Genomic DNA, 24,883 nt, shown 5'->3' with positions numbered 1-24,883 from the left:
AGCGGTCGACCAGGTTGTGGGCTGCCTGGGTGCGGCACACCCAGGCACGGCGCGAGGCCGCCGCCTAGCCTGAGGGCATGGACGACAACCACCTGGGAGAGTTCCTGCGCGCGCGCCGCGCCGGCCTGCGGCCGGAGGACGTCGGCATGGCGAGCTACGGCATTCGCAGAGTCGCCGGACTGCGCCGCGAGGAGGTCGCCGTCCTGGCCGGCATGAACGCCGACTACTACACCCGCCTGGAACAGGGCCGCGAACGCCACCCCTCACCCCAGGTGCTCGACGCCATCGGCCGCGCACTGCACCTCGACGCCGAGGCCCGGGCCCACCTGTACCGGCTGGCCGGGGCCCCACCGCAGGAGCACACCCCCGCCCACGCCACCGAGCAAGTCAGCTCCTCACTGCGCCAGTTGATGGACGGCTACGCCCACACTCCGGCGTTCGTCATGAACCGGAACCTGGACCTTCTCGCCACCAACGCCCTGACCGACGCGCTCTACGCGCCGTTCACCCCGGCGGACAACCTCGCCCGCATGACCTTCCTGGACCCGGCCGGGCGGCACTTCTACGCGGACTGGGAGCGGGCCGCCCAGGCCGCTGTCGCCAATCTGCGCCAGGCAGCGGGCTTCGATCCCGACAACCCCCGGCTACGGGAACTCGTGGGCACCCTCAAGAAGCACAGCACGGCCTTCACACAGCTGTGGCAGGCGCACACCGTGCGCGGCAAGTCGCGGGACGCCAAGCACCTCCTCCACCCGGACGTCGGCCCCCTCGCTCTCACCTACCAGTCCTTCGACGTCCGCGAAGCCCCCGGCCAGCAACTCGTCATCCATCACGCCGAACCCGGCAGCCCCAGCGCCCAGGCCCTCGACCTCCTCGGCTCCCTCCACGCCACGCGACGCCACACCGAACCCGGTTCCCGCACCTGAGCATTGCGGCTGGTGAGCGAGTTGAGCTCTGTTTGGCGACGGCACCTGCGAAAGTCATTGCAGGGTGCATAGGGTCGCCCGCATGGCGCTGCGACCCGTAAATGTGAACATGAAGGCTCTCGACGACTCGCTGGTCGGTCAGTTCTGGGCGGAGGCGCTCGGCTGGGGTGTTTCCAGCGAGGCCCCCGGCGTGACCAACGTTGAACCCGGAGGCGGCTTCGTCTGGCCGGACGCGGTCGCCGTCTGCGTCGACGTCGTCACCGTCCCGGAGCCCAAGACGGCGACGAAGAACCGTGCGCACCTCGATCTCGCCACCACCTCCGCGGCCCATCAGGCGGAGCTGGTCACGCGACTCCAGGCGCTTGGTGCGACGCCCGTCGACGTGGGCCAGGGCGACGTGCCCTGGACGGTCCTCGCCGACCCGGAGGGCAACGAGTTCTGTGTCCTCGAGCCCCGGGAGATCTACCGGGACACCGGGCCGATCGCCGCGGTGGTGATCGACTGCGTGGATCCGCGGGCGATGGCGCGGTTCTGGGGCGAGGCGATGGACTGGGCCCTGCACGAGGTGACCGACGATCGTGCGGTGCTGCGCTCCGCCAAGGGTGTCGGCCCGTATCTCGAGTTCCTCCGCACGCCCGGCGAGAAGACCGTGCCGGACCGCGTTCACATCGACCTGCTGCCGTACCCCGGTGACGATCAGGAGGCGGAGGTGTCCCGGCTGCGGGCCCTGGGCGCCACCCCTCTCGACCTCGGCCAGGGCGATGTCCCGTGGAAGTGCCTGACCGACCCGGAGGACCACGAGTTCTGCGTCCTGGGCCGCGCCTGACACGTGGCCTTGGCGGCAACCCCTCCAGCTTCTCGTGCGGCAGGGTGAACCCAACTCCTGCCGCCACGATGGCACTCAGCGCGAGCAACCCGGCGAACGTGAACTGCCACTGGCCCTACGAGCAGGCCGATCCAGATGCTCTCCGCGGTTGAACGCCTTACCGTGCTGGTCTCCCCTACCGGCCCCCGCCGCTCACGAGATCGGGCCGCCGTGGAGCAGCAACTCGGCACCGCCCCGTTTGCTTCGTCTCGCTCAGCGCCCCGTCCATCTCCCAGCGGACCAGACCGCAGATGGAATGCAGGCCGGCAGGCTGTCGCACCGGGTGTACCCCGCGCAGGGGAGAGATGGCTGCCGTCCGGAAAGGATGCGCCACCACGGCCAGCGCACGGGTATGTGATCCGACGTCACGCTCCGTTCGACTCCAGCCGCCCCAGTGGGTGGGAACCCTCCGCCAGGGCGGTTCGGGCTGCGGCCCAGTCGGCGTCGGCGATGTCGGTGACGTGGCGCAGGTAGGCGAGGGTGACCTGCTGGATCAGGGCCACGCGCTCGGGGCTCTCGTCGGTGGTCTCCGCCGCCTCGTAGCCGGAGATGCCACCGAGGAAGTGCCGGCCGCCGAAGAGGGTGAGCAGATGCCTGTCGCCGGAGCTCAGGGTGTACGGGTCGGTCGTCCAGGCAGCTCCCCGGGTGGAGAGCGGGAGTTCGTCCTTGTCGCCGGCGACCACCAGGGTCGGCGCGGTGATGTGGGAGAAGTCCTGGTCCCGCAGCCAGGGCAGGTTGTCGTGGGCGAAGGGAGTCAGGCCGTCTCCCCCTCTGCCTGCTGTGGCCAGCAAGATGCTCGCCCGGACCCGTGGATCGGACATGTCTTCCGCGATCCCGGTCCGCGGGTCGACGACGCGCAGACCCACCAGGATGCCTGCCGTCTGCCCGCCGAAGGAATGCCCGGCCGCGACGACCCGACGGCGGTCCACTCGCCCGGTCAGGCCGGGAACGGCGGCCTCCAGTGTGTCGAGTTCGTCGAGGACGCGCTTCATGTCCTGCACGCGGTGACGCCACCACTGAGGCTTGCGGGGGTCGTCCGCGGCGAGGTGCAGCCTCTTGGAGTCGAGATGGGTCGCCTGAATCACCACGAAGCCGTGCGCGGCCCAGTGATCCACCAGCGGCGCGTAGCCGTCCAGGTTCGAGCCGAACCCGTGCGCGAAGAGAACGACCGGCAGGTCGTGCCCGGTGGCCGGGGCTGATACGCGTACGTGCAGGTCCGCGCCGCGTTCGGGGGCGGACAGCACGATCGGCTTCACCGAGACGATCGGGGCGGTGGCGGGGGCAGAGACGGGAGCGGAGGCGGAGACAGACGCGGAGACAGGAGCGGAAACGGATACGGAGGCGCCGGTGACGCCGGTTCTCGCAGGTGCTGGATTGATCATGGGATGCGCTTCTTTCACGTGGTGCGGGCCATGGATGGTGCGATCGGCGGGGCGAGGTGAGCGGCCCCGCACACGAGCTACGCTAAAACCTGACGTCGACGTCAGAGGCAAGTCATGGACGTGCGCCATGTGCGTCATGTGCGCGATGTACGTCATGCGCGCCATGTACGTCATGTGCGTCATGAAGGAGGGCAAGTGCGCATCGGAGAACTCGCCGCCCGGACCGGCGTCAGCGTCAGGGCCCTGCGTTACTACGAGGAACAGCACCTGCTGACGTCCGAGCGCAGCCCCAGCGGTCAGCGCCACTATCCGCAGAGCGCGGTCGACCAGGTCGAACTGGTCCAGCAGCTCTACGCCGCCGGGCTCTCCAGCAAGACGATCGTGGAGCTGATGCCGTGCGTCGTCGACGGCAACGCCACTCCGGGGCTGCTCGAGCGGCTGGCCACCGAGCGCGACCACATCGACCAGCGCATCACCGATCTGACACACGCCAGGAACCGGCTCGATTCCGTGGTCGCCGCCGCCACCGACAACCTGGTCGCGGGCCGATCCTGCCGGCCTGAGGCCACCACGTAGACCGGACGGGACTGCTCAGCAGGCATGGCTCAGCAGGCACAAACCGCCTTTCCGCGAGCATGGTGGGGAGGTGAGAAGAACGGTGCATGCTGTGGGCGCGGCAAGCGTGGAGGCGGTCTGGCAGCGATACATACGGACCGCGGCCTGGCCCGCGTGGGCTCCGCAGATCCGGGCCGTGGAGACGGAGGCCGCGCTGCGCGCGGGCATGCGCGGCCGGGTGGTGCCCGTGGTGGGGCCCGGCGTCGCCTTCGTCATCGAGGCCGTCGACCATCAGGCCCACACCTGGCGGTGGCGGGTCCAGGCGGGCCCGGTACGGATGCGCCTGTGGCACGTTGTCCGGGCCCGCACTCCGTCCGGCACGGAGACCGAGCTGCACATCGAAGGCCCCACGCTGGTCGTGGTGGCGTATACGCCACTGGCGCAGCGCGCATTGCGCCGCCTTGTCCAGAACTGAAGTGCTGGCGGCACGGGCGACCGACACCGGGTGACCGAGACCGGGTGACCGAGACCGCGTGACGACGTCTCTCCACCCCCTTGCGCCGGACGCTGCCCGTGTAGTCCGCTGATCCGCATGGGGAAGAGGAGCATTGCCGCAACGACCGCCGCCCTTGTCGCGGGGTCCCTTCTGACAGGCGTACCGAGTACTGGCGCGCAAGCCGCAACCGGTGCGCAAGCCACAACCGGTGCGAGAGCCGCAACTGGCGCGCGAGCCGCCGAGCTTGGCGCCGACAGCTCATCACCGCCGACCGGGTCACCTCTCGCACCCGGGATCGACCTGGACACCGTGACGATTCCGGAGTTGCAGGCGCGCATGGCAGGCGGCTCACTGACCTCGTCGAAGCTGACCCGGGCCTACCTGCGGCGGATCGAGGACATCGATCCCAAGATTCACTCGGTGCTGCGTACCAGTCCGACGGCCCTGCGCCAGGCGGCCTCCAGCGACGCAAGGCACCGGCGTGGCGAGACACTCGGTCCGCTGGACGGCATCCCCGTTCTGCTCAAGGACAACGTGAACACCCGCGACATGCCGACGACGGCCGGGTCGCTGGCCCTCGCCGGGAGCCCGCCCGACACCGATGCGGCACTGGTGACCCGGCTGCGGAAGGCCGGGGCGGTGATCCTCGGCAAGACCAACCTGTCCGAGTGGGCCAACTTCCGTGCGGCGAAACCGACTTCAGGGTGGTCGGCGGTGGGCGGGCAGACCGGCAACCCCTACGTCCTCGACCGGAATCCGTGCGGTTCCTCCGCCGGCTCGGCCGCCGCGCTCGCCGCGTCGTTGTCGCAGGTGGCGATCGGCACCGAGACGGACGGCTCCATCGTGTGCCCGGCCGGGATGAACGGCATCGTCGGCCACAAGCCAAGCCTCGGTCTGGTCAGCCAGTCGGGTGTGGTGCCGATCTCCGCCGAGCAGGACACGGCCGGGCCCATGGCGCGCAACGTGATCGACACCGCGCTCACGCTCTCGGTGCTGAGCGGTGGCAAGGACACACGCGGCAAGGACACACAAGGCGAGAGCGGGCGTGGCGAGAGCGGGCGTGGCGAGAGCGCGCTTGGCGACGGTGCCAGCCTCCGCGGCAAGCGGATCGGCCTGTGGCGCCTGCCCTCGCTCGGATCCGACGTGGACGCGGTGATGACCCGTACGGCGAAGAAGCTGCGCAAGGCCGGAGCCGAGGTCGTCGAGGTGACACCCCCGTACCAGGCGCGGCTCGCCGAACTCGAATTCCCGGCGCTGCTCAGCGAGTTCCACCGGGACATCGACGCCTACCTCGGTACGCGGGGCGGACCCCGAGACCTTGCCGAGCTGATCAAGTTCAACCGCGACCACGCCGAGGAACAGACCTGTTTCGCCGGCCAGGAGCTCTTCGAGCAGGCCCTTGCCGCGCCGCCCACCACCGACCCCGAGTACCGGGCCATGCGAGCCGAGTTGAAGGACCTCTCCCGGCGCTCCATCGACGAGACCATGGCCACCCATCACCTGGACGCCATCGCCGCACCCACGAATCCGCCCGCCTGGACGACCGACTGCGCGCGCGGCGACAACGACGTCATCCCCTCATCCACCCCGGCGGCCGTCGCCGGATATCCGTCCCTCTCGGTGCCCGCCGGGTCCGTGGACGAACTGCCGGTCGGCCTGCTCCTGATGGCCGGTGACCACCAGGACGCCAAGCTCCTGTCCTTGGGCGCCGCGGTGGTGCACCGGTTGAAGGCCTGGCGAGCACCGCGCTACCTGCCGACGGCCGGGTCCGGCACGCCACGGTGAACACGGGGTCGAGTCACTCGGTGGCGAGCTCCTTCCACTGGGCCCGCGCCACGTCGACAGGGAAAGGCATCTCCGTCGGCGAGGTGTCCGCGCCGGGATACGTTCGGCCGAAGAAGCCGAGCGTGTGTGCCCGGAGCGCACGATCAGCACCATGCGGACGGGGGCGTCAGCACCATGCCGACCGGTGAGCGTGAACCACGCGAACTGACCGGGCTCCGCGACAGTCTCCCCGTCACATCGGAAGCGAGAACAGGCGGACTGGCTCCGCAGGCCAGTACGCGTTGTCGCGCAGGGGCGTCACCATGGTCCGCAGCGGCATGCTCACCAGGCGGTTTTCGGGTTGTTCGACGAGTACGTCCTGGTCGAGCGGGTGCCATCCGAGGCGCTGGTACAGCGGCACGAGAAGAGGTCTGCAGAACAGGAGCGCGTGCCGGGGACCCATCGTGCGCGCGTGGTCAAGTGCCCCTGCCAGGACGAGCCGAGCCAGCCCCCGGCCTTGCATGTCGGGGGCGACGGCCACGCCGCCGACGCCGATCACCTCCGTACCGGCGTCGCCGATCGCGACGGGCAGCCGCAGCAGACCGGCGTGTGCCACGAGCCGGTCGCCGTGTCTGATACCGAAGTGTTCTTCTTTGGGCAGCCAGGCCAAGCCCGCCGCGGCCACGCCGAAGGGGTCGTCGCCGTCGCCGAGAATCTCGCCCTGCTCCGTCTTCGTGTAGCGAGGGAGCCGCACCACGGTCGGTGCCGCGGACGACGGGTTCTCGGACATGGGCCTCAGACTTTGGTGGCACGGGGGCGTTCAGCAGGGCACGGCGAGCGCGGCCAGGGCGATGGTACCCAGCGCCAGCAGGCTACGTGGCGCGGGATCCTCGCCGACACCGGCTCGGTGCTCCCTCCATCAGGCGTTGCCCCGTACGCGGACGGATTCCCCCGGGGAGAGGGACCCGAGGCGAGAAGCGGGGAACAATGACCGCCCCGCCCGCGCGCGGCGGCCCGACGCAGATCTGTGTCGGGCCGCCGCGCGAAGGCACCGCTCAGCCGCTCACTCGCGCACGAAGTGGAAGATGCCCCACGTCAGGTGCCCGCTGCGGCCTCCGTCGATCCAGTGGCCGAGGCCCTTCTTCATCTGGGTCAGATAGTCGTGGCTGATCTGCCGGGCCAGACCGTCCGCCTCCTGTCGCGCCGTCTCCTCGAGCACGCGTGCGTAGTGCGTGGTCAACTGATCGGCGTGCTCCTCGAATCCTCGGTCCGTGTCGTCGGCGGGGGTGAAGCCGAGCCTGCTCAACTCCCGGCGGTAGAAGCCGGGTGAGCCCATGTCGTCCAGGTGGATCCGGTCGAGGATCGGCTGGAGCACGCCCGCAGGGCAGTCGTCCGCGGCCATCGGGTCGGTGAAGATCAGGTGGCCGCCGGGCCTGAGCACCCGGGCTATCTCCTCCAGGACCTTGACGCGGTTTCCGCTGTGCAGGAAGGCGTCCTGGGACCAGACGACGTCGACCTGACCGTCCCCGTACGGAATGTCCTCGAACGAGCCGTCCACGACGTCGATGCGGTCGGTCAGGCCGCGGCCGGCGTTCAGCTCCTTGTGCCGCTGGTTCTCGACCTCGCTGAGGTTGAGCGCGATCACCCGGCAGCCCTGCCCCCCGGCCAGTTGGCGGGCGGAACCGCCGAAGCCCGAGCCGAGGTCGAGGACGACCGACTCCGCGGTCAGGGGCAGTTTGCCCGTCATCCGCTGGACCGTACGGCGGCTGGCGTCGGCGATCGGTTCGCCCGGGTCTTCGTAGAGGCCGATGTGGATGTCCTCGCCGCCCCACACCTTGGCGTAGAAGGTGTCCGCGTCGGGCGAGTTGTAGTAGCTGCGGGCAGTGCCGACCGCGCCGGTGTAGGGACCGCTCTCCTCGTCCTCCGTGCGGTACTCCTTCTCCGCCACATGCACGAAGAAGTCCGGCTGCTCCCCGCGGTACGTGTGCTGGAAGTCTCCGTACGTCTCCACCCGCTGGAAACCCACGTCCGTCATGAGCTTCCTGGTGTAGTCCTTGCGCAGCGGGAACATGTTGAGGTGGTACACGGAGTCGTCCGGGAACCGGTACCGCATGCGGCACAGCCCCTCGTCGACGTATTCCGGCTCTACGGCGACGTCCTCACCGCAGTAGTAGTACCTGTGCTTGCTGGTGTAGCCGTCGTCCAGCATCGCGTCGTAGTTCCGCTGGTCGAGGACCAGAATGCCGTCGTGCTTGAGCATCGCGTAGAACTCGGCGAGCGCCTTGCGGCGGTCGCGCTCCGAGAACAGGTGCGTGAAGGAGTTGCCGAGGCAGACGATGGCGTCGTACTCGCCGTGCACATCGCGGTTGAGCCAGCGCCAGTCGGCCTGGACGACCCGCATGATGTGGCCGCCCCGCTTCATACCGTTCGCGAAGGCCATGGACAGCATCTCGGCACTGCCGTCGGCGCTGACGGTCTCGAATCCCGAGGCGAGCAGGCGCACCGAGTGGAATCCGGTGCCCGTCGCGACGTCGAGGACGCTGCGCACACCCCGCTTGCGCAGCAGGTCGACGAAGAACGTACCCTCGCTCTCCGACCGTTTCTCCCAATCTATGAGTGAGTCCCACTTCTCGACGAAGCTGGGTACGTATTCCTCCGTGTAGTGCCCGGTTTCTCGTACTTCGACAGGGTTGTCGCCGAACTCTTGGGCCGGTTGCACGATGATGGAGAACCCTTCAATTGTGGGGATTCTTCTCTTATGTGGCTTTCTTGCGTCGATCTCATTCAGGATATGGCTGGTTCGCCCGGTTTTGTCCGGGCGACGTGGGTCGAGGTGTTGAGGGCATCGCTATCCACCCTCGGAGGCTTCATTCCTGCAAACGCCGTATACATGGCGGAGGTTGACGTTAAATCGACGCGGTAGATCGTTAAACCCATCCGCCTACGTCCAGAGGATCATGTTCGGCCGCCCCATACCTCCCAGGACGGAGAGGAGTTGGGTCCGCGCGGCGGATGTTCCCGACGCACGCCACCTGAATGATCGTTCCTGACCGAACACCCGACTCAAAGGAACGATCACGTGCGTAGACGATGCCTGGGGCCCCTGTTGGCCGTCAGCGTCACGGCGACGCTGGCTCCCGCGCTCGCCACCTCGACGGCCACCGCCGCCCCGGCAACAGCTTCGGCCGCCACCCCGTCGACCGCCTCCTCGTCCGCCGCCAAGGGCGCGCTGGACCGTTACGCGAAGCAGCGGCCGCGGTGGAAGCGGTGCGACGCCGACTCTCCGGCGGAGTTCATGTGCGCCACGATCAAAGTTCCGCTCGACTACCGGAACCCCGGGGGCAAGCGAATCGACCTGGCCATATCCCGGATCAGGAGCACCGCGCCCGACAAGCGGCACGGTGTCCTGCTGTCCAACCCCGGCGGCCCGGGAATGCGGGGCCGCTACATGCCGATGAGCATGGGCGACAGGCTTCCCGAGTCCGTGCGGCAGAAGTACGACCTCATCGGCTTCGACCCTCGCGGAGTGGGCGAGAGCAGCCCGGTCTCCTGCGCCCTGAAGCCGGAGGAGGAGAACTGGCTGCGGCCGTACAAGGAGGAGACGTTCGACAAGGACGTCGCCTGGGCGCGCGGCGTCGCGAACAAGTGCAAGGAGCAGGCGGGCGGCACGCTCCGGCACATCACCACGCGCAACACCGCGCGCGACATGGATCTGCTCCGGGCGGTCCTCGGCGAGAAGAAGATCTCGTACGTGGGCACTTCGTACGGCACCTACCTGGGCTCCGTCTACACCCAGCTCTTCCCGCGCCGGGCCGACCGCTTCGTACTGGACAGCGCGGTCGATCCGGCACGCGCCTGGCGAGGGATGATGCGGTGGTGGGCGGCGGGCGCCGAGCCCGCGTTCGACCGATGGACCGAGTGGGCCGCCCAGCGCTCGCGGAAGTACGACCTCGGTGACACCCCGAAGAAGGTCGAACGGACCTTGTGGGACCTGGTCGCGCAGGCCGACGAGAAACCCATCGAGGTGGCCGGACAGCCGACCACCGGTGATGACATCCGCAGCGGTATTCGCGAGGCGGTGTTCACCCCTGAGGCCGCCACCGAGGGGGTCGTGGAGCTGAAGAAGGCCGCGGCCGGCAAGCCGACCTCCGCGAAGAAGCTCGCAGCGTTCGCCGGATCCGAGGGAAGCGGGGCGGAAGGCACTGCCGACGACGCCGCCGAGGCGCCGTCCGACAACGCGATGGCGAGCCTCTGGGCCGTGGTGTGCGGCGACAACTCGGCCGCATGGTCCCGCGATCCCGAGAGCTACCGCCGGGACGCCATCGAGGACAAGGGCCGTTACCCGCTCTTCGGTGACTTCGTGTCCAGCGTCAAGCCCTGTGCGTTCTGGGACAAGTCCGTGGAACCGGCGACCGAGGTGAACAACAAGGTCGACTCCCTGATCGTCCAGAACGAATGGGACCCGCAGACCCCGCTGCCCAGCGGTCAGGCCCTGCACGCCGACTTGAAGGGATCGAGAATGGTCACCGTCCTCGGCGGCGAGGGCCATGGCGTCTACCCGAACGGCAACGCGTGCACGGACGGCGCGGTCAACGGCTACCTGCTCACCGGCAAGCTTCCGGCGAAGGACGTGACCTGCGAGGCGACGGCCGACTCGAACAGGGAGGCACGCAAGAACCAGCTCGGATGAATCACATGGTCAAGGGCACCGCGATGAACAGCAACGCCGGCGGTCTGACGCGGCTGACCGCCCCACTGTTCCGGCCGTTCTCCCTCACCCCGGACGAAGGCGTGCGGACCCCTGTCTGGCTCGCCCCTCTCGCGAGGCGACCGTCGGGGCGATGACCAGGAGGGCTCGGCACACCCGACAAAGGCGGTGCGGAAAGTGTCGGGTGACGGGGGCCCTGTCGCCGCACGATGGGGGCATGGACGACACGACCTTGGTATCCCGCTTCCTCCGCGACGGCTTCGTAAAGCTGGAGGGCGCCGTCGCGCCGCGCGTGGCCACCGACTGCGCGCGGCTGCTGTGGCGGGAGACGGGCGCCTCTCCGGACGATCCGGCGACGTGGGCGCAGCCCGTGCACTGGGTGGCCGGCCTGGCGCAAGGGCCGTTCGCGGCCGCCCCCAACTCCCCTGCCCTGCACCGCGCGTACGACCTGCTCGTCGGCGCGGGACGCTGGGAGCCGCGCTACTCGCTCGGCACGTTTCCGCTGCGCTTCCCGCACGAGGAGGAGCCGGACGACGCGGGCTGGCACATCGAGGGGAGCTATCTGCCGGAGGGCGAGAGCTGGTACTTCACCAATCTGCGCTCCCGGGGCCGGGCGCTGCTCATGCTGTTTCTCTTCAGCGAGGTCGGTGAGGAGGACGCCCCGACCCGCATCCGTGCCGGCTCGCACCTCGACGTACCGAAGGTACTTGAGAAGTACGAGGAGGACGGGGCCGACGGGCTGACCCTTGCTCCCGGCCTGGTGGCGGCGTCCGACCACCGGCCACTCGCCCTCGCCACCGGCTCCCCGGGCGATGTCTTCCTGTGCCACCCGTTCCTGGTGCACGCGGCGCAGCCGCACCACGGGACACGGCCGCGCTTCATGGCCCAGCCGCCGCTGATGCCGGCCGCACCCTACGAACTGGAGCGGGCCGACGGCGCGTACTCACCCGTGGAGATCGCGATCCGACGAGGCCTTGGACAAGGCACCCCCGGTCCGGACGGGATCGGCGCCGACTGCGCCCCGCGCTGTTAGCTCAGACGGGCCCGTGGGGCGCAAGGTGCCTGTCGGTGATGCGGTTGGCCGGGAGATGGACGCCCCTCGGCGTAACAGGCGATGGCTCCGGCGGCAACGACCACTACAGCCGGGCGGGCGCGACATCGTCAGACGGTGCTGAGTGGATGAGCCGCCGTCGCTGAACGCGGGGGCCAGGCGCGGGGGGCGAGGATGCCGAGGACATAGGCGCGGGCGACGAGCGCCGGACGGGTCGCGGCGCCCAGGAGTTGCCGCAGGCGGCTGAGGTGGTAGTCGACCGTCTGCCGGGACAGTTGCAGCGAGGTGGCGATCTCGCCGTTGCTGCTTCCTTCCGCCAGGAGGGAGAGGATGCGGATCTGCGCGGCGGTCAGCGACGGATGGGCCTCGTGGGCGAGGCTCTGGTGGGTGACGACGGCCCAGACGTGCCGGGCGCGGGCGGCGGAATGGCCGATCGTCGTCAGGTGGAGCTGCGCGCGGCGCTGCAGACCCTGGGCGTCGACGAGCACTGCGGATGTCTCCACCCTTCTGACACGGCGGGCTATCAGGCCTTTCCACCTGCGGTGCAACCGGTCGAGGTCGGGCTCGGGGGCGAGCAGGGTGTGTGCGCGGCGGCCGACCAGGTCGGGCAGGCTGAGGCGGAACAGTTCGGCGGCGGCCGCGCTCGCCTCGACCACGCGTCCGTTCGCCGAGAGCAGCGCGCAGGGCAGGCCGCTGTGGTCGCGCAGGGCTTGCAGGTTCTCCTCCGCCTCCTGGCGCTGGACCATGGCGCGCAGATGGTCGGTGACATCCACGTAGATCCCCGCGACACAGGTCTGCGCGTTCTCTCGTACGGGGAAGCGGTGGCCGACCGCCCGGCCCGCGCTGCCGTCCTGGCGCCGGTAGCCGAGGGTGTGGCGCACCGCCGTCCCCCGCGTGAGGATCTCTTGGTCGAGGGCGCGGAACTGATCGGCGTCGGCGGGCGCGTCGAAATCCTCGATGCACCTGCCGACGACTTGCTCCGGAACGGTGCCGTATAGGTGTGCGTAGGCGTGGTTGGCCCACAGGTAGCGTCCGTCGCAGTCCCGGATGAAGGCGGCGGCCGGGGCCAGGTCCACGAGTTCCGCGAAGGCCGCGTACCGGCGCGGGGCCGCCGCTCGGGCATCGACCTCCACCGCGAGGCCGCGCGTACGGCTGTGGACCCCTCCCTCGTCCAGGGGCCAACTGACGTCGAAAGTACGGCCGTCGAAACGGGCCTGCCAGCGGCCCTCCTGCGGCGGGTGCCCCGGTGCCGAGAGTTCCTGGCGCATCCGGTCCAGGAAGCGCTGCGCCGTGCCCGTGTCGGCGAAGGCGCCGCCTCCCCGCTCAAGGACCTGCCACGGCTCCTCGACTTCCCACCAGAACACGGGAAGGTGCTCGAGCAGTGCCTTGAGGCTGGAATCGTCCACAGCGGTCTCCGTCCGTATGCGACTGGCTGACGCGCAGTCACAGCGCATTGGATATCCCGCCGGGTCCCGCGCATGCCCGGTTCTCGGCCGATGTCCCGAATTGGAGGTGCGCCCCGGGGAGCCCGGCACGGCCTGCGACTCAGGCATTTGCCTGAGTCGCGGGGGCCCACAGTGGCGCTGCGGACCCCTGACACCTGGTCCCCTTGAGTGAGCGGGTGAACACACCCCGCCACCCCCCGGATGAATGGAGACGAACTTCAGTGAGCAAGGTGCTGTTAGTGCATGCCAAGGGTGGTCCGCCGCTCGGCCACGTCCTGTCCCGGACGGCCGCGAAGGCGGAAGTGCACCTTCTGGCGCTCAGCGCTCTTCCTCCTGCCGTGGAAGGCTCCGCCCGGCGACTGTGCGCCTCGGTCGTGACTCCTTCCGACGCGCAACGCTCCGACCTGGTGTCCCTGATCGTCTCGGAGGCCAAGGCCGCGGGCGCGGACGCGGTGCTCACCTTCTCCGAGTACGCGGTCGTGGCCGTCGCCGAGGCGTGCGAGGCACTCGGTCTCGCCGGGGCGGGCAGCGCCGCCGCGCTCGCCCGCGACAAGCGGCTGATGCGGCGTACCTGGCGGGAACACGGCCTGCCGCAGCCCGAGTTCCGTCCCGTCGCCACGGAGGCGGAGCTGCACGCGGCGGCCCGATCGCTGTCCTGCCCGCTGCTCCTCAAGGCGGCCTGGAGTGCGGGGTCCACGGCACACCAGATCATCGCCTCCCCGCAAGAGGCGTCCATCGCCTGGACCCGGTCCCGTGAAGTGATGGCCGAGTCGGCGCGGTTGGGGTACGCGGAGCTTCATGTGGCCGAGGCCGAAGCGGACTTCGTGGTCGAACAGATCGTGACCGGTACCGCGTCGGCCTGGTTCGACGAGCCCGGCTGGGGCGACTACGTCAGCGTCGAGGGCGTCGTGGTGGACGGCACCTTCCACCCGGTCTGCCTCAGCGGCCGGATGCCGACCATCGAGCCGTTCACCGAGCGTGCGGGCATCACCCCCGCCCTGCTCCCGCAGGGCGCCCAGGACCGGATCGTTGATCTGGCACGCCGCGCCGTCGACGCCCTCGGCCTGCGCGACTGCGGGACGCACACCGAGATCAAGCTCGGCGCGGACGGCAGCATGTGGCTGATCGAGACGGCTGCCCGGTTCGGCGGCGCGATGACGGTGCCCCAGATCGAGGAGGTCTTCGGGCTCGACCTCGTCGGCATGCTCGTCGACCACCTCATCGGGCGTCCGGTCCAGTGGCCCGGGCAGGCCCTGACCCCGGCGCAGGCGCGCGGCGCGGCGGGCTCCCTGGTCGTCCTGGCGGTCGACGGCCGGGGCGAGGCCTGGCAGGACCGCAAGGTCTGGGACTTCCCCGCGGTCGCGACGCGCGTGCCCCTCAGCCGGGGCAGCGAGCTGTCGGTGGTCGAGGAGAGTTCGCTCGTGGACGGCAGCGTCGTGCCGGTCTACGACCCCGCCGCGGGCGCCAACACCATGGCGGCCCTGTGCCTGCTGTCCGCCGCCGATCCGCGGACGGTGCTCCGCGACTTCGAGACCCTGGTGGACGCCCTGCCCCGGGTACTGCCCGCCGCACACCCCGAGAAGGTCTCCGCATGAGCGCCCGACCGCTGGCCGGCGCCGCCGAACCGGCCACCGACCGCACGGTCGTCGGCGAGAACCTCTCCCTGCCGCTCTTCCGTACGCTCTCCGGAGTCCTGGCGGGGCACCCCTACCTCAAGGTCGTCGTCGACCGCGCCGAGAACACCTGGCACCTGCTCGACACCGCCGCGCACCCCTTCCACGTCAACTACATCGCCACCCGCGTCCTCGGCATGGAACTCGCCGCCCTCGACGCGGGGCTGGACGCGTTCAACGCCTCCGTCTACATGGACCCCGGGCGCCGCTTCCTGCTCGGCGTCCTGTCCCTGCACACGGAGCAGGAAGCGGCGGGCCGCGAACGTACGTTCCTCGTCCTGGAGACGACCGAGGCCGACACGATGCACAGTGAACTCCTCGACTTCTTCTACGAGTTCGTACGCGCACGAGTCGACGGCCGACTGCCGCTGCTGCTCAAGCCCGCCAACCACGGGCAAGAGGAGGCACTTGCGGCCATCAGCGAACTGCGCGTACCGCGCGTCCTGAGCCACGAACTCTTCGGCTCGAGGGCCCGGACACCGCTGAACCCGGGCGAGGCCACCGGGCGGCTGCGGTTCTTCCGGACACACGAGGAGTACGCGTCAGCCGAGGCCGGGCTCGGCTGGGCCGACATCGTGGCCATGCCGTGCCTGCCGGACGACGTGCCCCGGGTGGCCGGATTCCTCAACACCGCGCCGATCACACCTCTTTCGCACACCAATGTCCTCGCCTCCGGCTGGGGCATACCCAACGCGATCGTGCGCGACCTGGAACAGCTCGTCGAGAAGGACGGCCTGGACGGCGCGTGGGTGCGCTACCGGGTGCGCGAGGACGAGATATCCCTGGAACGCCTGGACCACGAACCGACCCTGCACGCTCCGGCCTGGCACCAGCAGCGCATCCGCCTCGAACCGCCCCTGCTCCAGGACGCTCCCGTACTCGCCCTGCACCGGCTGCGCAGCACCGACCGCGACCGGTACGGCACCAAGGCGGCCAACCTCGGCGAGCTGCACCACGTGCTCGACAGCCGCACGGCCGACCTGACCGCCTTCTATGGTCGGCCACGGCCGCCGCGCGACGACCTCTTCGGGCACCTCGCGGCCCGCCTGGGCCTGAGTGCGCCATCCGCCGGTGAACTCCGCGCCAGAGCGGCCGAATTCGTCGCCGGAGCGGTCGGCGCCCCGGAGGGCGTCGCCCTCCCCTTCGCGCTCCAGCAGCGCTTCCTCGCCTCATCGCCCGCACTCCAGCAGGGCATCGGCAAGCTCAAGATGGCACTCGAACTCGACGCCACCGATGTCCTCGACTCGCTCTGCCTGCAGATCCAGCACCTGATCCGGAGCACGCCCGTCCCCGAGTCGGTCACCCGGCAGATCAGCCAGGCCTTTCCCGCCGCGGCGGACTCGCGCGGGCGCCTGGTGGTGCGCTCCTCGTCCAATGCCGAGGACCTTCCCGGATTCTCCGCGGCCGGTGTCTACGATTCCGTCACCACCGTTCACGGCACCGGCGAACTCCTGGACGCCGTACGCCAGGTATGGGCGTCCTTGGTGTCGCCCCGCAGCGTGCGCCTTCGCCACCAGGTCGGCATCTCCCTGGACGACACCTACATGGGCGTGATCATCCAGGAGTACGTGCCCGCCTCCCTCGGTGGCGTCCTGGTGACCTGCAACCCGACCCGCCGCGAGGACTTCCGCAACGTCTACCTCAACTGCTCCCCCGGCTCCCCGGAGCAGGTGGTCGACGGTTCGGTCCTGCCGCAGCAGTACCTGTACAACACCGTCGAGGGCGGCGGCCGCACCGTCGCCCTGGGCTCCTGGAGCGACGGGCTTCCCGCCGCCACCCGCGCCCGCCTCGCCGATCTGTCCCTGACCGGGCGACTCCTGCAGTCCCACTTCAGCGGGGCCGACGTCAGTGGATCCGACGTCAGTGGATCCGACGTGGACAGGCCGCTGGACATCGAGTGGCTGATGACCGAGCGCGGCGACTTCCGCCTGGTCCAGATTCGCCCGTACGCGCTGTGAGGCCGCGCTCGAGCCGACCGGCGACGGATACCGGCCTGACAGCCACCGCTCGCCGCGTCATCCACCTCAACTACGGCTTCCAGCTGCTGTTCAACCTGCTGTGGTGGATGCCGGTGTTCTACGCCTACCAGAAGGCGGCCGGTCTCTCGGACGGGCAGATCTTCGGCATCCAGAGCATCTACTACGTGGCCTTCTGCCTGTTCGAGATCCCCACCGGCCTTATCGCCGACCGGATCGGCACCCGCAACTGCCTGCGGGCCGGAGCCGTGGTCATGACGGCGGCGAACCTGGCTCCGGTGGTCAGCGCCTCCTACACCGGCTTCCTCATCCACTTCCTCGCCATCGCAGCAGGCCGTTCACTCACGTCGGGAGCGGCGAGCGCCTATCTGTACGACGGTCTGCGGGCGGAGAAGTGCGACGAGCACTACCTGAAGGCGGAGGGCACCGCACGGGCCCTGGGCCTCGCGGCGAAGGTCGTGTGCTGGCCACTGGTCGGGCCCTTGATGGCCGTCGCCCACTCGGCCCCGTACGTGCTCAGTGCCGCGAGCGCGGCGGGCTCTCTCGCCTGCGCCGTCGCGCTGCCACGGCTCGCGGGGCCGGGCGGCGGTAAGGACAGAGCCGCCGACCGGGCGGACGGAGGGCGCAGGAGCGGCGCGTTCCTGCGGGACGCGGGCTCCGCACTGCGCCTTGTCGCGTCCTCGCGGTGGCTGGCCCTGGTGATGGTGCAGGGCGTGGGGCTCTTCACGCTGTCCCGGATCTGCCAGGTCAACCTCTTCCAGCCGATCCTCATCGACCACGGCATCGCGGAGTCCTCGCACGGCGGGGTCCTCGCCGCGATGACGGTGGCGGAGGCGGTGGCATCGGCCCGCCCCCAGTGGCTGAGCCGACGGCTGTCACCGGTCGCCTGGGTCTCGATTCTCAGCCTGGCGCTCGCGGGCACCTTGGCGGCCATGGCGCTCGGCGGGCCGTGGGTCGTCGTCGCGCTGCTCTGCGTGTTCGCCGCCGCGACCGGCTTCGCGTACCCCGTCCAGCGCAAGCTGGTGAACGACGCGGTACCCGCCAACGCCCCGCGCGCCACGCTCCTCTCGGTCGAGAGCATCGTGGACCGCGGGGTGTGCGCACTGGCCGCGGTCGCCGCGGGCGCGTATCTCTCCGCCGGTCACCTGGACGCGCTGCTGTGGCACAGCGCGCTCGCGACGGCGGTGCTGCTCGGGGCCTTCCAACTGCTCGTACGACAGCGGGTCCGGCGACAGCGGGTCCGGCGCGAGCGGACTTCGGTCAGCCGGACCGATGGCCGAGAAGTTCGACCAACCGGACCGGGAGGAACGCGGGCCGGTGGACCCGGCCGACCTGGTACGACACGAAGCCCAGTGAGGAGGCCACGGTGATCTCCTCGGCCGTCTCCGCCTGGTAGACGACCCGGCAGCGGCCCGAGTCGCCCTTCGCCCGCTGCCAGAGGGTGAGAGCCGGCTTGCGTTCGGCCTCGGTCCGCGGAGTGAGGATCCGGTCGCCGAAGTCCTTCCAGGCGAAGGGCACGGCACCCTGCCACGTGGCGTCGACCTCCTTCTTCAGCCTGGCGGCACGCTCGGCGTCGGTCGTGCCCCAGGAGGCCGGAACGTTGGTGATCAGGCCGACTCTGATATGACGTTCGCGCAGGGCCCGCAAGTAGGAGGCCGCACCGGGCTGATAGGAGGTGTTGCCCTCCTCATCGGTGTGTACGAGGGTCTCGCCCAGGTCGAAGTACGCGATGGGGCAGGCGCGTTCGGTACCCGCACGCACAAGGGTGGCTGTTCCCTTCGCGCCGCTCGCGCTCGCGGGCACAGCCGCACTCGCCGCGGCGCAGAGCACGGTCGACACCAGGGCTGCGCCCATCGCGAGGCCCACACGGGCCGAGCTCTTCGAGACGGTTCTGTTCATGGCGTCTTCGCCCTTCTCCTTGCGCACCACGAGCGTGCGCGTCTCCTTGCGCACCACGAGCGTGCGCGAATGTCCCGTGGCTCTTGCTCCGGCCGGTTCGCTGGTCTACCTCGCTCTACCCCTGAACACCTCGCGGCACTCGGGCCCCGTGGTGCCGTGGCGCCGACTGACCCGCCGGGACCGCGAGACCGTCGACGCCTCGCTCGACCGGCTCGGCATCGCTGAGAACCGTCCCGCTCGTACAACGCGTCCCTCAACTTCACCAGGTGCATCAACAACGCCTATTGTCATCCGAGTTACACCGTTGACCAGGTGAGAAGAGCCAGGAGCCACAGCATCATGAGCGGTACGAACGGGGACGGGAATGACGAGCGGGACGACAAGGTCGACGGGGGTATCAAGCCGCTCGCGGTGAGCGACCCCGCGCGCATCGGTCCATATCTGCTGCTCGGGCGGCTCGGCGCCGGTGGCATGGGGCGGGTGTTCCTCGCGCGGGCGGACAGCGGGCGAACCGTGGCCGTGAAGGTGGTGCACGAGGAGCACGTGTCCGACGAGCACTTCAGGGAGCGTTTCCGGCGGGAGATCGAGGCGGCGCGGAAGGTCGGGGAGCAGTATACGGCGCCGGTGCTCGACGCGGGGCCGGGCGACGAACCGCCGTGGGTCGCCACGGGGTACGTCCCCGGGCTCTCACTGGAACAAGTCGTGCGGCTGCACGGCCCGTTGCCGACCGCGTCCCTGCATGCGCTCGCCGACGGGCTGCTGAAGGCGCTCAAGGACATTCACGGCGCCGGAATCGTGCACCGCGACCTGAAGCCGTCCAACGTGATGCTCACCGTGGACGGCACGAAGGTCATCGACTTCGGGATCGCTCGGGCACTGGAGACGTCCGTCGAGTCCTTGTTGACCAGTACGGGTATGGCCATCGGCTCGCCCGGATTCATGTCGCCGGAGCAGGTGCGCGGGCAGCGGGCCGGGGCCAGGAGTGACGTGTTCACTCTCGGGTGCGTACTGACGTATGCGGCGACCGGGCAGCTTCCGTTCGGGCAGGGGGCGAGCAATCAGCACGCGGTGATGTTCCAGATCGTGGAGGGCGAGCCCGATCTGACGCGCGTCGAGGACGCCTCGCTGCGGGCGCTCATCGCCCGGTGCCTGACCAAGGAGATCGACCAACGGCCTGACGTCGACGAGCTGTTGGCGGACCCCGGGCGGACGCTCCCCCGCGCCGCGTCCGGCGCCTGGCTGCCTGCCGGAGTCGTCGCGCACCTCGCGCAGCAGTCCGCACGACTGCTCGACGCCGAGGCGGAACCGCTGCGGGAGGAGCCCGTGGACCTCGCCACCATCGGGCTGCGACCGAAGGACGGGCCTCCCGGAGACATCCCCGCCGGCAACGGCTCCACGCTCCGGGCGCGGGAGCACGAGCAGCGGCCCAGCCGACGCCGCAAACTCGTCGTGCTGCCCATTGTCGCCGTCATCACCGTCGGCGGCGGCACGGTCGCCCTGATCCAGCCCTTCGGAGGTGGCGACGGGGACGGATCACACGCCCAGCCGCCGGGCAGCAGCGCGAGCGCCACTCCCGGTGGCAGCACATCGCCCAGCCTGCCCAGCAGTTCGCCTTCCAAGAAGGGAAAGGGGAAGGACGCGGACGCCGGCAAGGACAAGGACGACAAGAAGGAGCAGAAGGGCAAGGACGGGCGCGACAAGCCCAACGCGGTTGAGGACGAAGGCAGTTCACCCGTCGGTGACAGCGGACCCGACAGCGACGGCACCGACACCAGTGACGGGTCAGGCCCTGAGGGGGCATCCGGCTCCTCGGGCTCGGACGGCGGAGGCTCGTCCGGCTCCGGCGGCTCGTCCACCGGCTCACGGCCGCCCGCGATGAAGAGCTACAAGGCTGTGTACACCAACTCCTGCGTCGGCGCGTGCGACATGCCGATCAAGATGAGCTGGTCGGCGATCTCCCGAGCTACCAAGTACGACGTCCACTACACCAACAAGGGCAGCAACTTCACCAAGAAGAACGTCGACACCGTCTACTCCACGGGCAGCACCAGCTACACGATCAAGGGTCCGTACTCCGGTGACGAGATCTGCGTCACGGTACGCGCGGCCAACAAGTACGGCGCCTCTGCCTGGGCGGAGACCTACTGCGACACGGTGCCCTACTGACCGGGGCGGCATGACGGCGTCGGCACACCGCTTGGTACCGGGCTTGACGGCTAAGCGAGGCCACCGTTGCTCATCAGCAGCTGTCCGTTGATCCACTCGCCTTCCCTGGAGCACAGGAAGTCCACGAGGTGCGCGGTGTCCTGCGGAGTGCCGAGCCGGCCGAGCGGGGAGCTGCGGACGCAGTGCTCCCGGACCTCATCGGGCATCCAGCCGGTGTCGACCGGACCGGGATTGATCGCGTTGGCTGTCACGCCCAGGTGAGCGAGCTCGTGGGCGGCGGCCAGGGTGATGCGGTCCAGGGCTCCCTTGCTCGCCCCGTAGGGCAGGTTGCCGACGGTGTGATCACTGGTGAGGCCGATGATCCGGCCGGTTCCCCGTTCTGCGGTGAAGCGGCGGCCGAACTCGCGGATGAGCAGCCAGGTGGCGCGCGCGTTGACGGCGAAGTGCCGGTCGAAGCTCTCGACGGTGGTGTCCAGCAGCCCGGAGTCGACGGACTCGCAGTGGCACATCACGAGGCCGGTGACGCCGCCCATCCGTTGTTCGACCTCGTCGAAGACGCGTGCCGGGGTGTCCGGGTCGGCGAGATCCGCCTCGATCGCGGTGGCGGACGCACCCTGTTCGGCCAGAGCTTGGCTGATCACTTCGCTCGCGCCGGGCTCGCGTCCCCAGCTCATACGGTCGTCGTAGGGGGTCCAGTAGGTGAAGGCGATGTCCCAGCCCGATGCGGCAAGTCGACGGGCGACGCCCGCGCCGATCCCGACTGTGCGGCCCACACCGGTGATGAGGGCGAGTGGGCGGCGGTCGGCCGCAGGGCCCTGTCCGCGGGCGGGCTTGTCATGGTCGGAGTTCGTCGTCACGGTCGGGAATGGTTCACGAACGGCATCGCAGCGTCAATCGCTTTCCTACGACGTCGCGGTGGACGAAAGGGGCGGCACGCGCGCCTCGCCCCATGGAACCGATGCGCCGATGCGCCCGTTCGCCGATGCGCCGATGCGCCGGTTCGCCGGTTCGCCGCGGAGTGGTTCAGCTCTCGCCACGGGTGAGGGTGTCGGCGATGCGTTCGGCGACAGCGCGCCGCAGCTCGGGGCTCAGCCGTTCCGTGGTGAGCGATTCGTACAGCCATAGGCCGTCGGCTGCGAGGCGGGCGATGAACTGGTCGAGTGCGGCGGGGCCGCCGGCGCCGGTGGGCAAAGGCGGGGCCCACCGTTCCATCACGGCCTCCCAGGAGGCCGCGTGCGCGGCGGTGGTCGACCCTTCGAGCATGAAGAGAAGCTCGGCCCGTGTGGCGCTCTGGGTGGCGACGCGAGTGTAGGCGGTGAGCCGTTCGGTGGGAGTGGCGTCGGCGGCGGGCTTGCCCGCCGCCGCGGCCAAGTCCGCTTCCCACTGGTCGGCGAGATGCTGGTGGATGGCCTGGACGAGGTCTTCGCGGGAGGCGAAGTGGTACAGGAGCCCGCCCTTGGTCAGGCCGGCCTCGGCGGCGACGGAGTCGAAGGTGACGCTCTTGACACCTTCGCGTTCCACGACGCGGGTGGCCGCTTCGAGGATCTGGGTTCGTTTACTGGTCCGCATGGATTCTCCCGGACGGGTCTCGGTGGTGTGCGGGGACGGACAGGGCTGATCCGGGACCGTGGCGGCGCAGGAGGAGTCCGGTCACGATCGCGCCGACAGCCATGACGGCGATGACCACGATCATCACGCAGAAGTAGGCGCTGTCGAACGCGTCCGAAGCCGCGGCGACCAGCGACGGGTGGTCGTCCCCGGCCAGCGCGAGCGCGGCGTCGAGGCTGTCGCGCGCGGAGCCCGGGACTCCGGCGGGCAGATCGATCGTCGCGGTGTAGACAGCGGTCAGGAGACTACCGAGTACGGCGACCGCGATGAGGCTGCCGAACTCATAGGACACTTCCTCCACCGATGACGCCATACCGGCCCGTCGGGCCGGAACGTTGCCCATGATCGCGCTGGAGGCGACGGACATGGCCGCTCCGAGACCGGCGCCGGTGATGAGCAACCCGGTGATGAGCAGCCCCATGTTCGTGTCGAAGTTCAGCAGGACCAGCACGGAGCCGACGGTACTGACGGCGAGACCGCCCGCGACGAGGGGCAACAGGCCGATCCTGTGCAGGCTGGCACCGCCGACCATGGCCGTCGGCAGCGCCCCCAGGGCAACGGCGGCGACCAGGAGACCGGCGCGCAGCGGAGTGAAGCCTTCCACGAGCTGGAAGCGCTGTGTGGTGACCAACTGGACACCGGCGATGGCGAACATGGAGAACCCGGCGGCCAGGACTCCGGCGAGGAAGGCCCGGTTGCGGAAGATCGCAAAATCGAGCAGGGGGTAGGGCAGACGGCGCTGCCGCCGTGCGAAGGCCCACCCGCCGACAGCGGCCGCGAGGACGGCGGCGGCGATGACGAGCGGGGCGGGGTCCGTCTTCGCTGTCTCCTTTATCGCGATCACGAGGCCGACCAGGGCGACGAGCGCAAGGAGCGAGGAAGGCAGGTCCCAACGCTTGGTGGGGTCCGCGTCGTTGGGCGGGGCGAGGACCAGCGTGGCGACGAGCGCCACGATGACGACGGGGACGTTGATCAGGAAGACCGACCCCCACCAGAAGCTTTGCAGCAGGAGCCCGCTGATGATGGGGCCCAGCGCACTGCCCACGATCGCCAGGGTGCCCCAGACGGCGATGGCGACATTGCGCTCGCGCTCGTCCTCGAACGTGACGCGGATCAGGGCGAGCGTCGCGGGCATCATCGCCGCCGCGCCGACGGCCAGGAACACCCGTGCCGCGATCAAGGCCTCCGGAGTGGGCGAGAACGCGGCAGTCAGCGAGGCGACCCCGAAAACCACCAGGCCGATCAGGAACATCCGCCGGTGCCCCACCCGGTCGCCCAGCGTTCCGCTGCCCAGCAGCAGTCCGGCCATCACCACGGGATAGGCGTTGATGATCCACAAGCCTTCGGAGCTGCTCGCGCCGAGCTCCTCCACCAGCGTCGGCAGCGCCGCGTAAAGGATCGAGTTGTCCAGCGTGATCAGCAGCAGCCCCGCACTCACCACAGCCAGCAACAGCCAGCGCCGCCCCGTGCTCAGAACCATCGCCCACACCTCTCCATCAGCACCGCCACAACCTCCATAACTGTACCTTACGGAAGGTACAGTTATGGAGGGCTGCGGATGGCTGTACGCGGCTGAACAGCCCGTATGAGCGTGTGAGCTGGGGCGTTGGCGTACGTCATCCGCACCGGGGGCGGACGTGGCGGAGACGCCGTTCGACGGGCCTACATCGCCACCTTCGACTGGGGCGCGACTACGTCACTCCTTGAATGAGGTTGCACGAGGTAGCGGGCCCTCTGCCGTAACGCCCGCTCCGACCCGCGCCTGCAAGGACCGGGTCCGACTTCTCAGGCGCGGTCCGTCAGGTCCTCGGCGAACACCTGCGACAGAGGCTGCGGTCCCACGTATTGCTGGCAGTTGCACTGACCGGCCTCGTAGCTCAGCGGCTTCTTGTTCTCGTCCCAGGCCGTTGGAACCTCTACGGCTTCGTGGCACCGGCCCCGCTTGTCGTGCTTGGCGAGATGGTGCGTGCATCCGCACACCGCCTCCGGCGGCTTGTGCGCCGCTTCGACGGCCAAACGTTCCTGCTTCGCCACCTCCCGCAACTGCAACTTGCGCTCATGCCGATTGCGCAACGCAGTGCGGACGTTGTCGGCTGCCCACGCGAATCCACCCGTCCAGAAGATGATGAGAATCCACCAGAACCAGTCCATCAACTGCCCCTTCCCCCTGTTTTGCTGTGGGTCAGCATAGATGGCTCATCGAAGGCGTCTGCGTTGTACGAGACGCTCGGCCGGAAGGAGCACTCACCGCCGGCGGAGTGCGTCTACCGGCCTCGGCGCCAGGAACGCGGGCCGCACGAGAAGGCCGGCGCGCGGGTTCTCACAGTCCAGGCCCCGCGCAGCACCCCCGTACGGACCGGGGTGCTGCG

At 69.6% G+C, this 24,883-nt stretch carries 20 protein-coding genes; 11 read left to right on the top strand and 9 right to left on the bottom strand.

The features are described from left to right. The first annotated feature begins 77 nt into the window (after window positions 1-77). Together ACFVXC_RS40485 and ACFVXC_RS40480 are read left to right on the top strand one after the other, a co-directional pair. Window positions 78-926 (top strand): helix-turn-helix transcriptional regulator, encoded by an 849-nt coding sequence (locus ACFVXC_RS40485; protein WP_389916514.1) that lies wholly within the window; start codon window positions 78-80, stop codon window positions 924-926. 82 nt (window positions 927-1,008) lie between these two features. Next, complete coding sequence (locus ACFVXC_RS40480) at window positions 1,009-1,752, top strand: VOC family protein (protein WP_389916512.1); 744 nt, start codon at window positions 1,009-1,011, stop codon at window positions 1,750-1,752. 404 nt (window positions 1,753-2,156) lie between these two features. Here ACFVXC_RS40480 and ACFVXC_RS40475 read toward each other — a convergent pair whose 3' ends face one another. Further along, window positions 2,157-3,173 (bottom strand): alpha/beta hydrolase family protein, encoded by a 1,017-nt coding sequence (locus tag ACFVXC_RS40475; RefSeq protein WP_389916510.1) that lies wholly within the window; start codon window positions 3,171-3,173, stop codon window positions 2,157-2,159. 195 nt (window positions 3,174-3,368) lie between these two features. Between ACFVXC_RS40475 and ACFVXC_RS40470 the strand changes: the two genes are divergently transcribed. The 3 genes from ACFVXC_RS40470 (at window position 3,369) to ACFVXC_RS40460 (ending at window position 6,009) form a co-directional block, all read left to right on the top strand. Beyond that, the gene (locus tag ACFVXC_RS40470) at window positions 3,369-3,749 is read left to right on the top strand and encodes a MerR family transcriptional regulator (protein ID WP_389916508.1); all 381 of its coding nucleotides are present in this window, start codon (window positions 3,369-3,371) and stop codon (window positions 3,747-3,749) included. Window positions 3,750-3,840: 91 nt separating this feature from the next. Further along, window positions 3,841-4,203 carry an SRPBCC family protein gene (locus tag ACFVXC_RS40465; protein ID WP_389916507.1) on the top strand — a complete coding sequence of 121 codons (363 nt, stop codon included), beginning with the start codon at window positions 3,841-3,843 and terminating at the stop codon, window positions 4,201-4,203. A 117-nt stretch (window positions 4,204-4,320) separates the two neighbouring features. Then, window positions 4,321-6,009, top strand: coding sequence for an amidase family protein (locus ACFVXC_RS40460; protein WP_389916505.1), 1,689 nt, complete (start codon window positions 4,321-4,323; stop codon window positions 6,007-6,009). A 232-nt stretch (window positions 6,010-6,241) separates the two neighbouring features. On the opposite strand, the gene ACFVXC_RS40455 is transcribed toward ACFVXC_RS40460, so the two are convergent. After that, entirely contained in the window at window positions 6,242-6,778 is a 537-nt protein-coding gene (locus tag ACFVXC_RS40455; RefSeq protein WP_389916503.1) for a GNAT family N-acetyltransferase, read from the bottom strand. A 273-nt stretch (window positions 6,779-7,051) separates the two neighbouring features. Continuing rightward, window positions 7,052-8,707, bottom strand: a complete 1,656-nt coding sequence (locus tag ACFVXC_RS40450) for a methyltransferase domain-containing protein (RefSeq protein ID WP_389916501.1) — start codon at window positions 8,705-8,707, stop codon at window positions 7,052-7,054. A gap of 360 nt (window positions 8,708-9,067) precedes the next feature. On the opposite strand from ACFVXC_RS40450, the gene ACFVXC_RS40445 reads away from it, so the two are divergent. Both ACFVXC_RS40445 and ACFVXC_RS40440 read left to right on the top strand, forming a co-directional pair. Then, window positions 9,068-10,678 carry an alpha/beta hydrolase gene (locus ACFVXC_RS40445; protein ID WP_389916499.1) on the top strand — a complete coding sequence of 537 codons (1,611 nt, stop codon included), beginning with the start codon at window positions 9,068-9,070 and terminating at the stop codon, window positions 10,676-10,678. A gap of 235 nt (window positions 10,679-10,913) precedes the next feature. Continuing rightward, complete coding sequence (locus ACFVXC_RS40440; protein ID WP_389916497.1) at window positions 10,914-11,729, top strand: phytanoyl-CoA dioxygenase family protein; 816 nt, start codon at window positions 10,914-10,916, stop codon at window positions 11,727-11,729. Window positions 11,730-11,857: 128 nt separating this feature from the next. Here the strand turns inward: ACFVXC_RS40440 and ACFVXC_RS40435 are convergent, their stop codons facing one another. Then, window positions 11,858-13,153 (bottom strand): PAS domain S-box protein, encoded by a 1,296-nt coding sequence (locus ACFVXC_RS40435; protein ID WP_389916495.1) that lies wholly within the window; start codon window positions 13,151-13,153, stop codon window positions 11,858-11,860. A 260-nt stretch (window positions 13,154-13,413) separates the two neighbouring features. Here ACFVXC_RS40435 and ACFVXC_RS40430 point away from each other — a divergent pair, with 260 nt between their 5' ends. Genes ACFVXC_RS40430 through ACFVXC_RS40420 form a run of 3 tightly spaced genes read left to right on the top strand, consistent with a single transcriptional unit; the run spans window position 13,414 to window position 18,211 of the window. Beyond that, a complete protein-coding gene (locus ACFVXC_RS40430) occupies window positions 13,414-14,787 on the top strand; it encodes an acetyl-CoA carboxylase biotin carboxylase subunit family protein (RefSeq protein WP_389916494.1) in 1,374 nt (457 codons plus the stop codon). Then, window positions 14,784-16,823: a PEP/pyruvate-binding domain-containing protein gene (locus ACFVXC_RS40425; protein ID WP_389916492.1), complete on the top strand. Its 2,040-nt coding sequence runs from the start codon at window positions 14,784-14,786 to the stop codon at window positions 16,821-16,823. Before ACFVXC_RS40430 ends, ACFVXC_RS40425 begins: the two co-directional genes overlap by 4 nt. Continuing rightward, complete coding sequence (locus tag ACFVXC_RS40420; RefSeq protein ID WP_389916490.1) at window positions 16,820-18,211, top strand: MFS transporter; 1,392 nt, start codon at window positions 16,820-16,822, stop codon at window positions 18,209-18,211. The genes ACFVXC_RS40425 and ACFVXC_RS40420 overlap by 4 nt, the downstream gene beginning before the upstream one ends. Here ACFVXC_RS40420 and ACFVXC_RS40415 read toward each other — a convergent pair. Further along, the gene (locus ACFVXC_RS40415) at window positions 18,102-18,797 is read right to left on the bottom strand and encodes a hypothetical protein (RefSeq protein WP_389916488.1); all 696 of its coding nucleotides are present in this window, start codon (window positions 18,795-18,797) and stop codon (window positions 18,102-18,104) included. The two genes, ACFVXC_RS40420 and ACFVXC_RS40415, sit on opposite strands and share 110 nt — an antisense overlap. A gap of 282 nt (window positions 18,798-19,079) precedes the next feature. Between ACFVXC_RS40415 and ACFVXC_RS40410 the strand changes: the two genes are divergently transcribed. Further along, window positions 19,080-20,906 carry a protein kinase gene (locus ACFVXC_RS40410; RefSeq protein WP_389916486.1) on the top strand — a complete coding sequence of 609 codons (1,827 nt, stop codon included), beginning with the start codon at window positions 19,080-19,082 and terminating at the stop codon, window positions 20,904-20,906. Window positions 20,907-20,956: 50 nt separating this feature from the next. Here the strand turns inward: ACFVXC_RS40410 and ACFVXC_RS40405 are convergent, their stop codons facing one another. The 4 genes from ACFVXC_RS40405 to ACFVXC_RS40390 form a co-directional block, all read right to left on the bottom strand. Then, window positions 20,957-21,763, bottom strand: coding sequence for an SDR family oxidoreductase (locus ACFVXC_RS40405; protein ID WP_389916484.1), 807 nt, complete (start codon window positions 21,761-21,763; stop codon window positions 20,957-20,959). 166 nt (window positions 21,764-21,929) lie between these two features. Next, a complete protein-coding gene (locus ACFVXC_RS40400) occupies window positions 21,930-22,475 on the bottom strand; it encodes a TetR/AcrR family transcriptional regulator (protein ID WP_389916482.1) in 546 nt (181 codons plus the stop codon). Next, window positions 22,462-23,994 carry an MFS transporter gene (locus ACFVXC_RS40395; protein WP_389916480.1) on the bottom strand — a complete coding sequence of 511 codons (1,533 nt, stop codon included), beginning with the start codon at window positions 23,992-23,994 and terminating at the stop codon, window positions 22,462-22,464. Before ACFVXC_RS40395 ends, ACFVXC_RS40400 begins: the two co-directional genes overlap by 14 nt. 305 nt (window positions 23,995-24,299) lie before the next feature. Further along, window positions 24,300-24,665 carry a hypothetical protein gene (locus ACFVXC_RS40390; protein WP_389916478.1) on the bottom strand — a complete coding sequence of 122 codons (366 nt, stop codon included), beginning with the start codon at window positions 24,663-24,665 and terminating at the stop codon, window positions 24,300-24,302. Between the last annotated feature and the right edge of the window lie 218 nt (window positions 24,666-24,883).

The sequence above is a fragment of the Streptomyces sp. NPDC058257 genome (genome assembly GCF_042881845.1).
In the GTDB taxonomy this organism is placed as follows: Bacteria; Actinomycetota; Actinomycetes; order Streptomycetales; family Streptomycetaceae; genus Streptomyces.
This window is presented reverse-complemented; position numbering and strand designations above follow the sequence as displayed.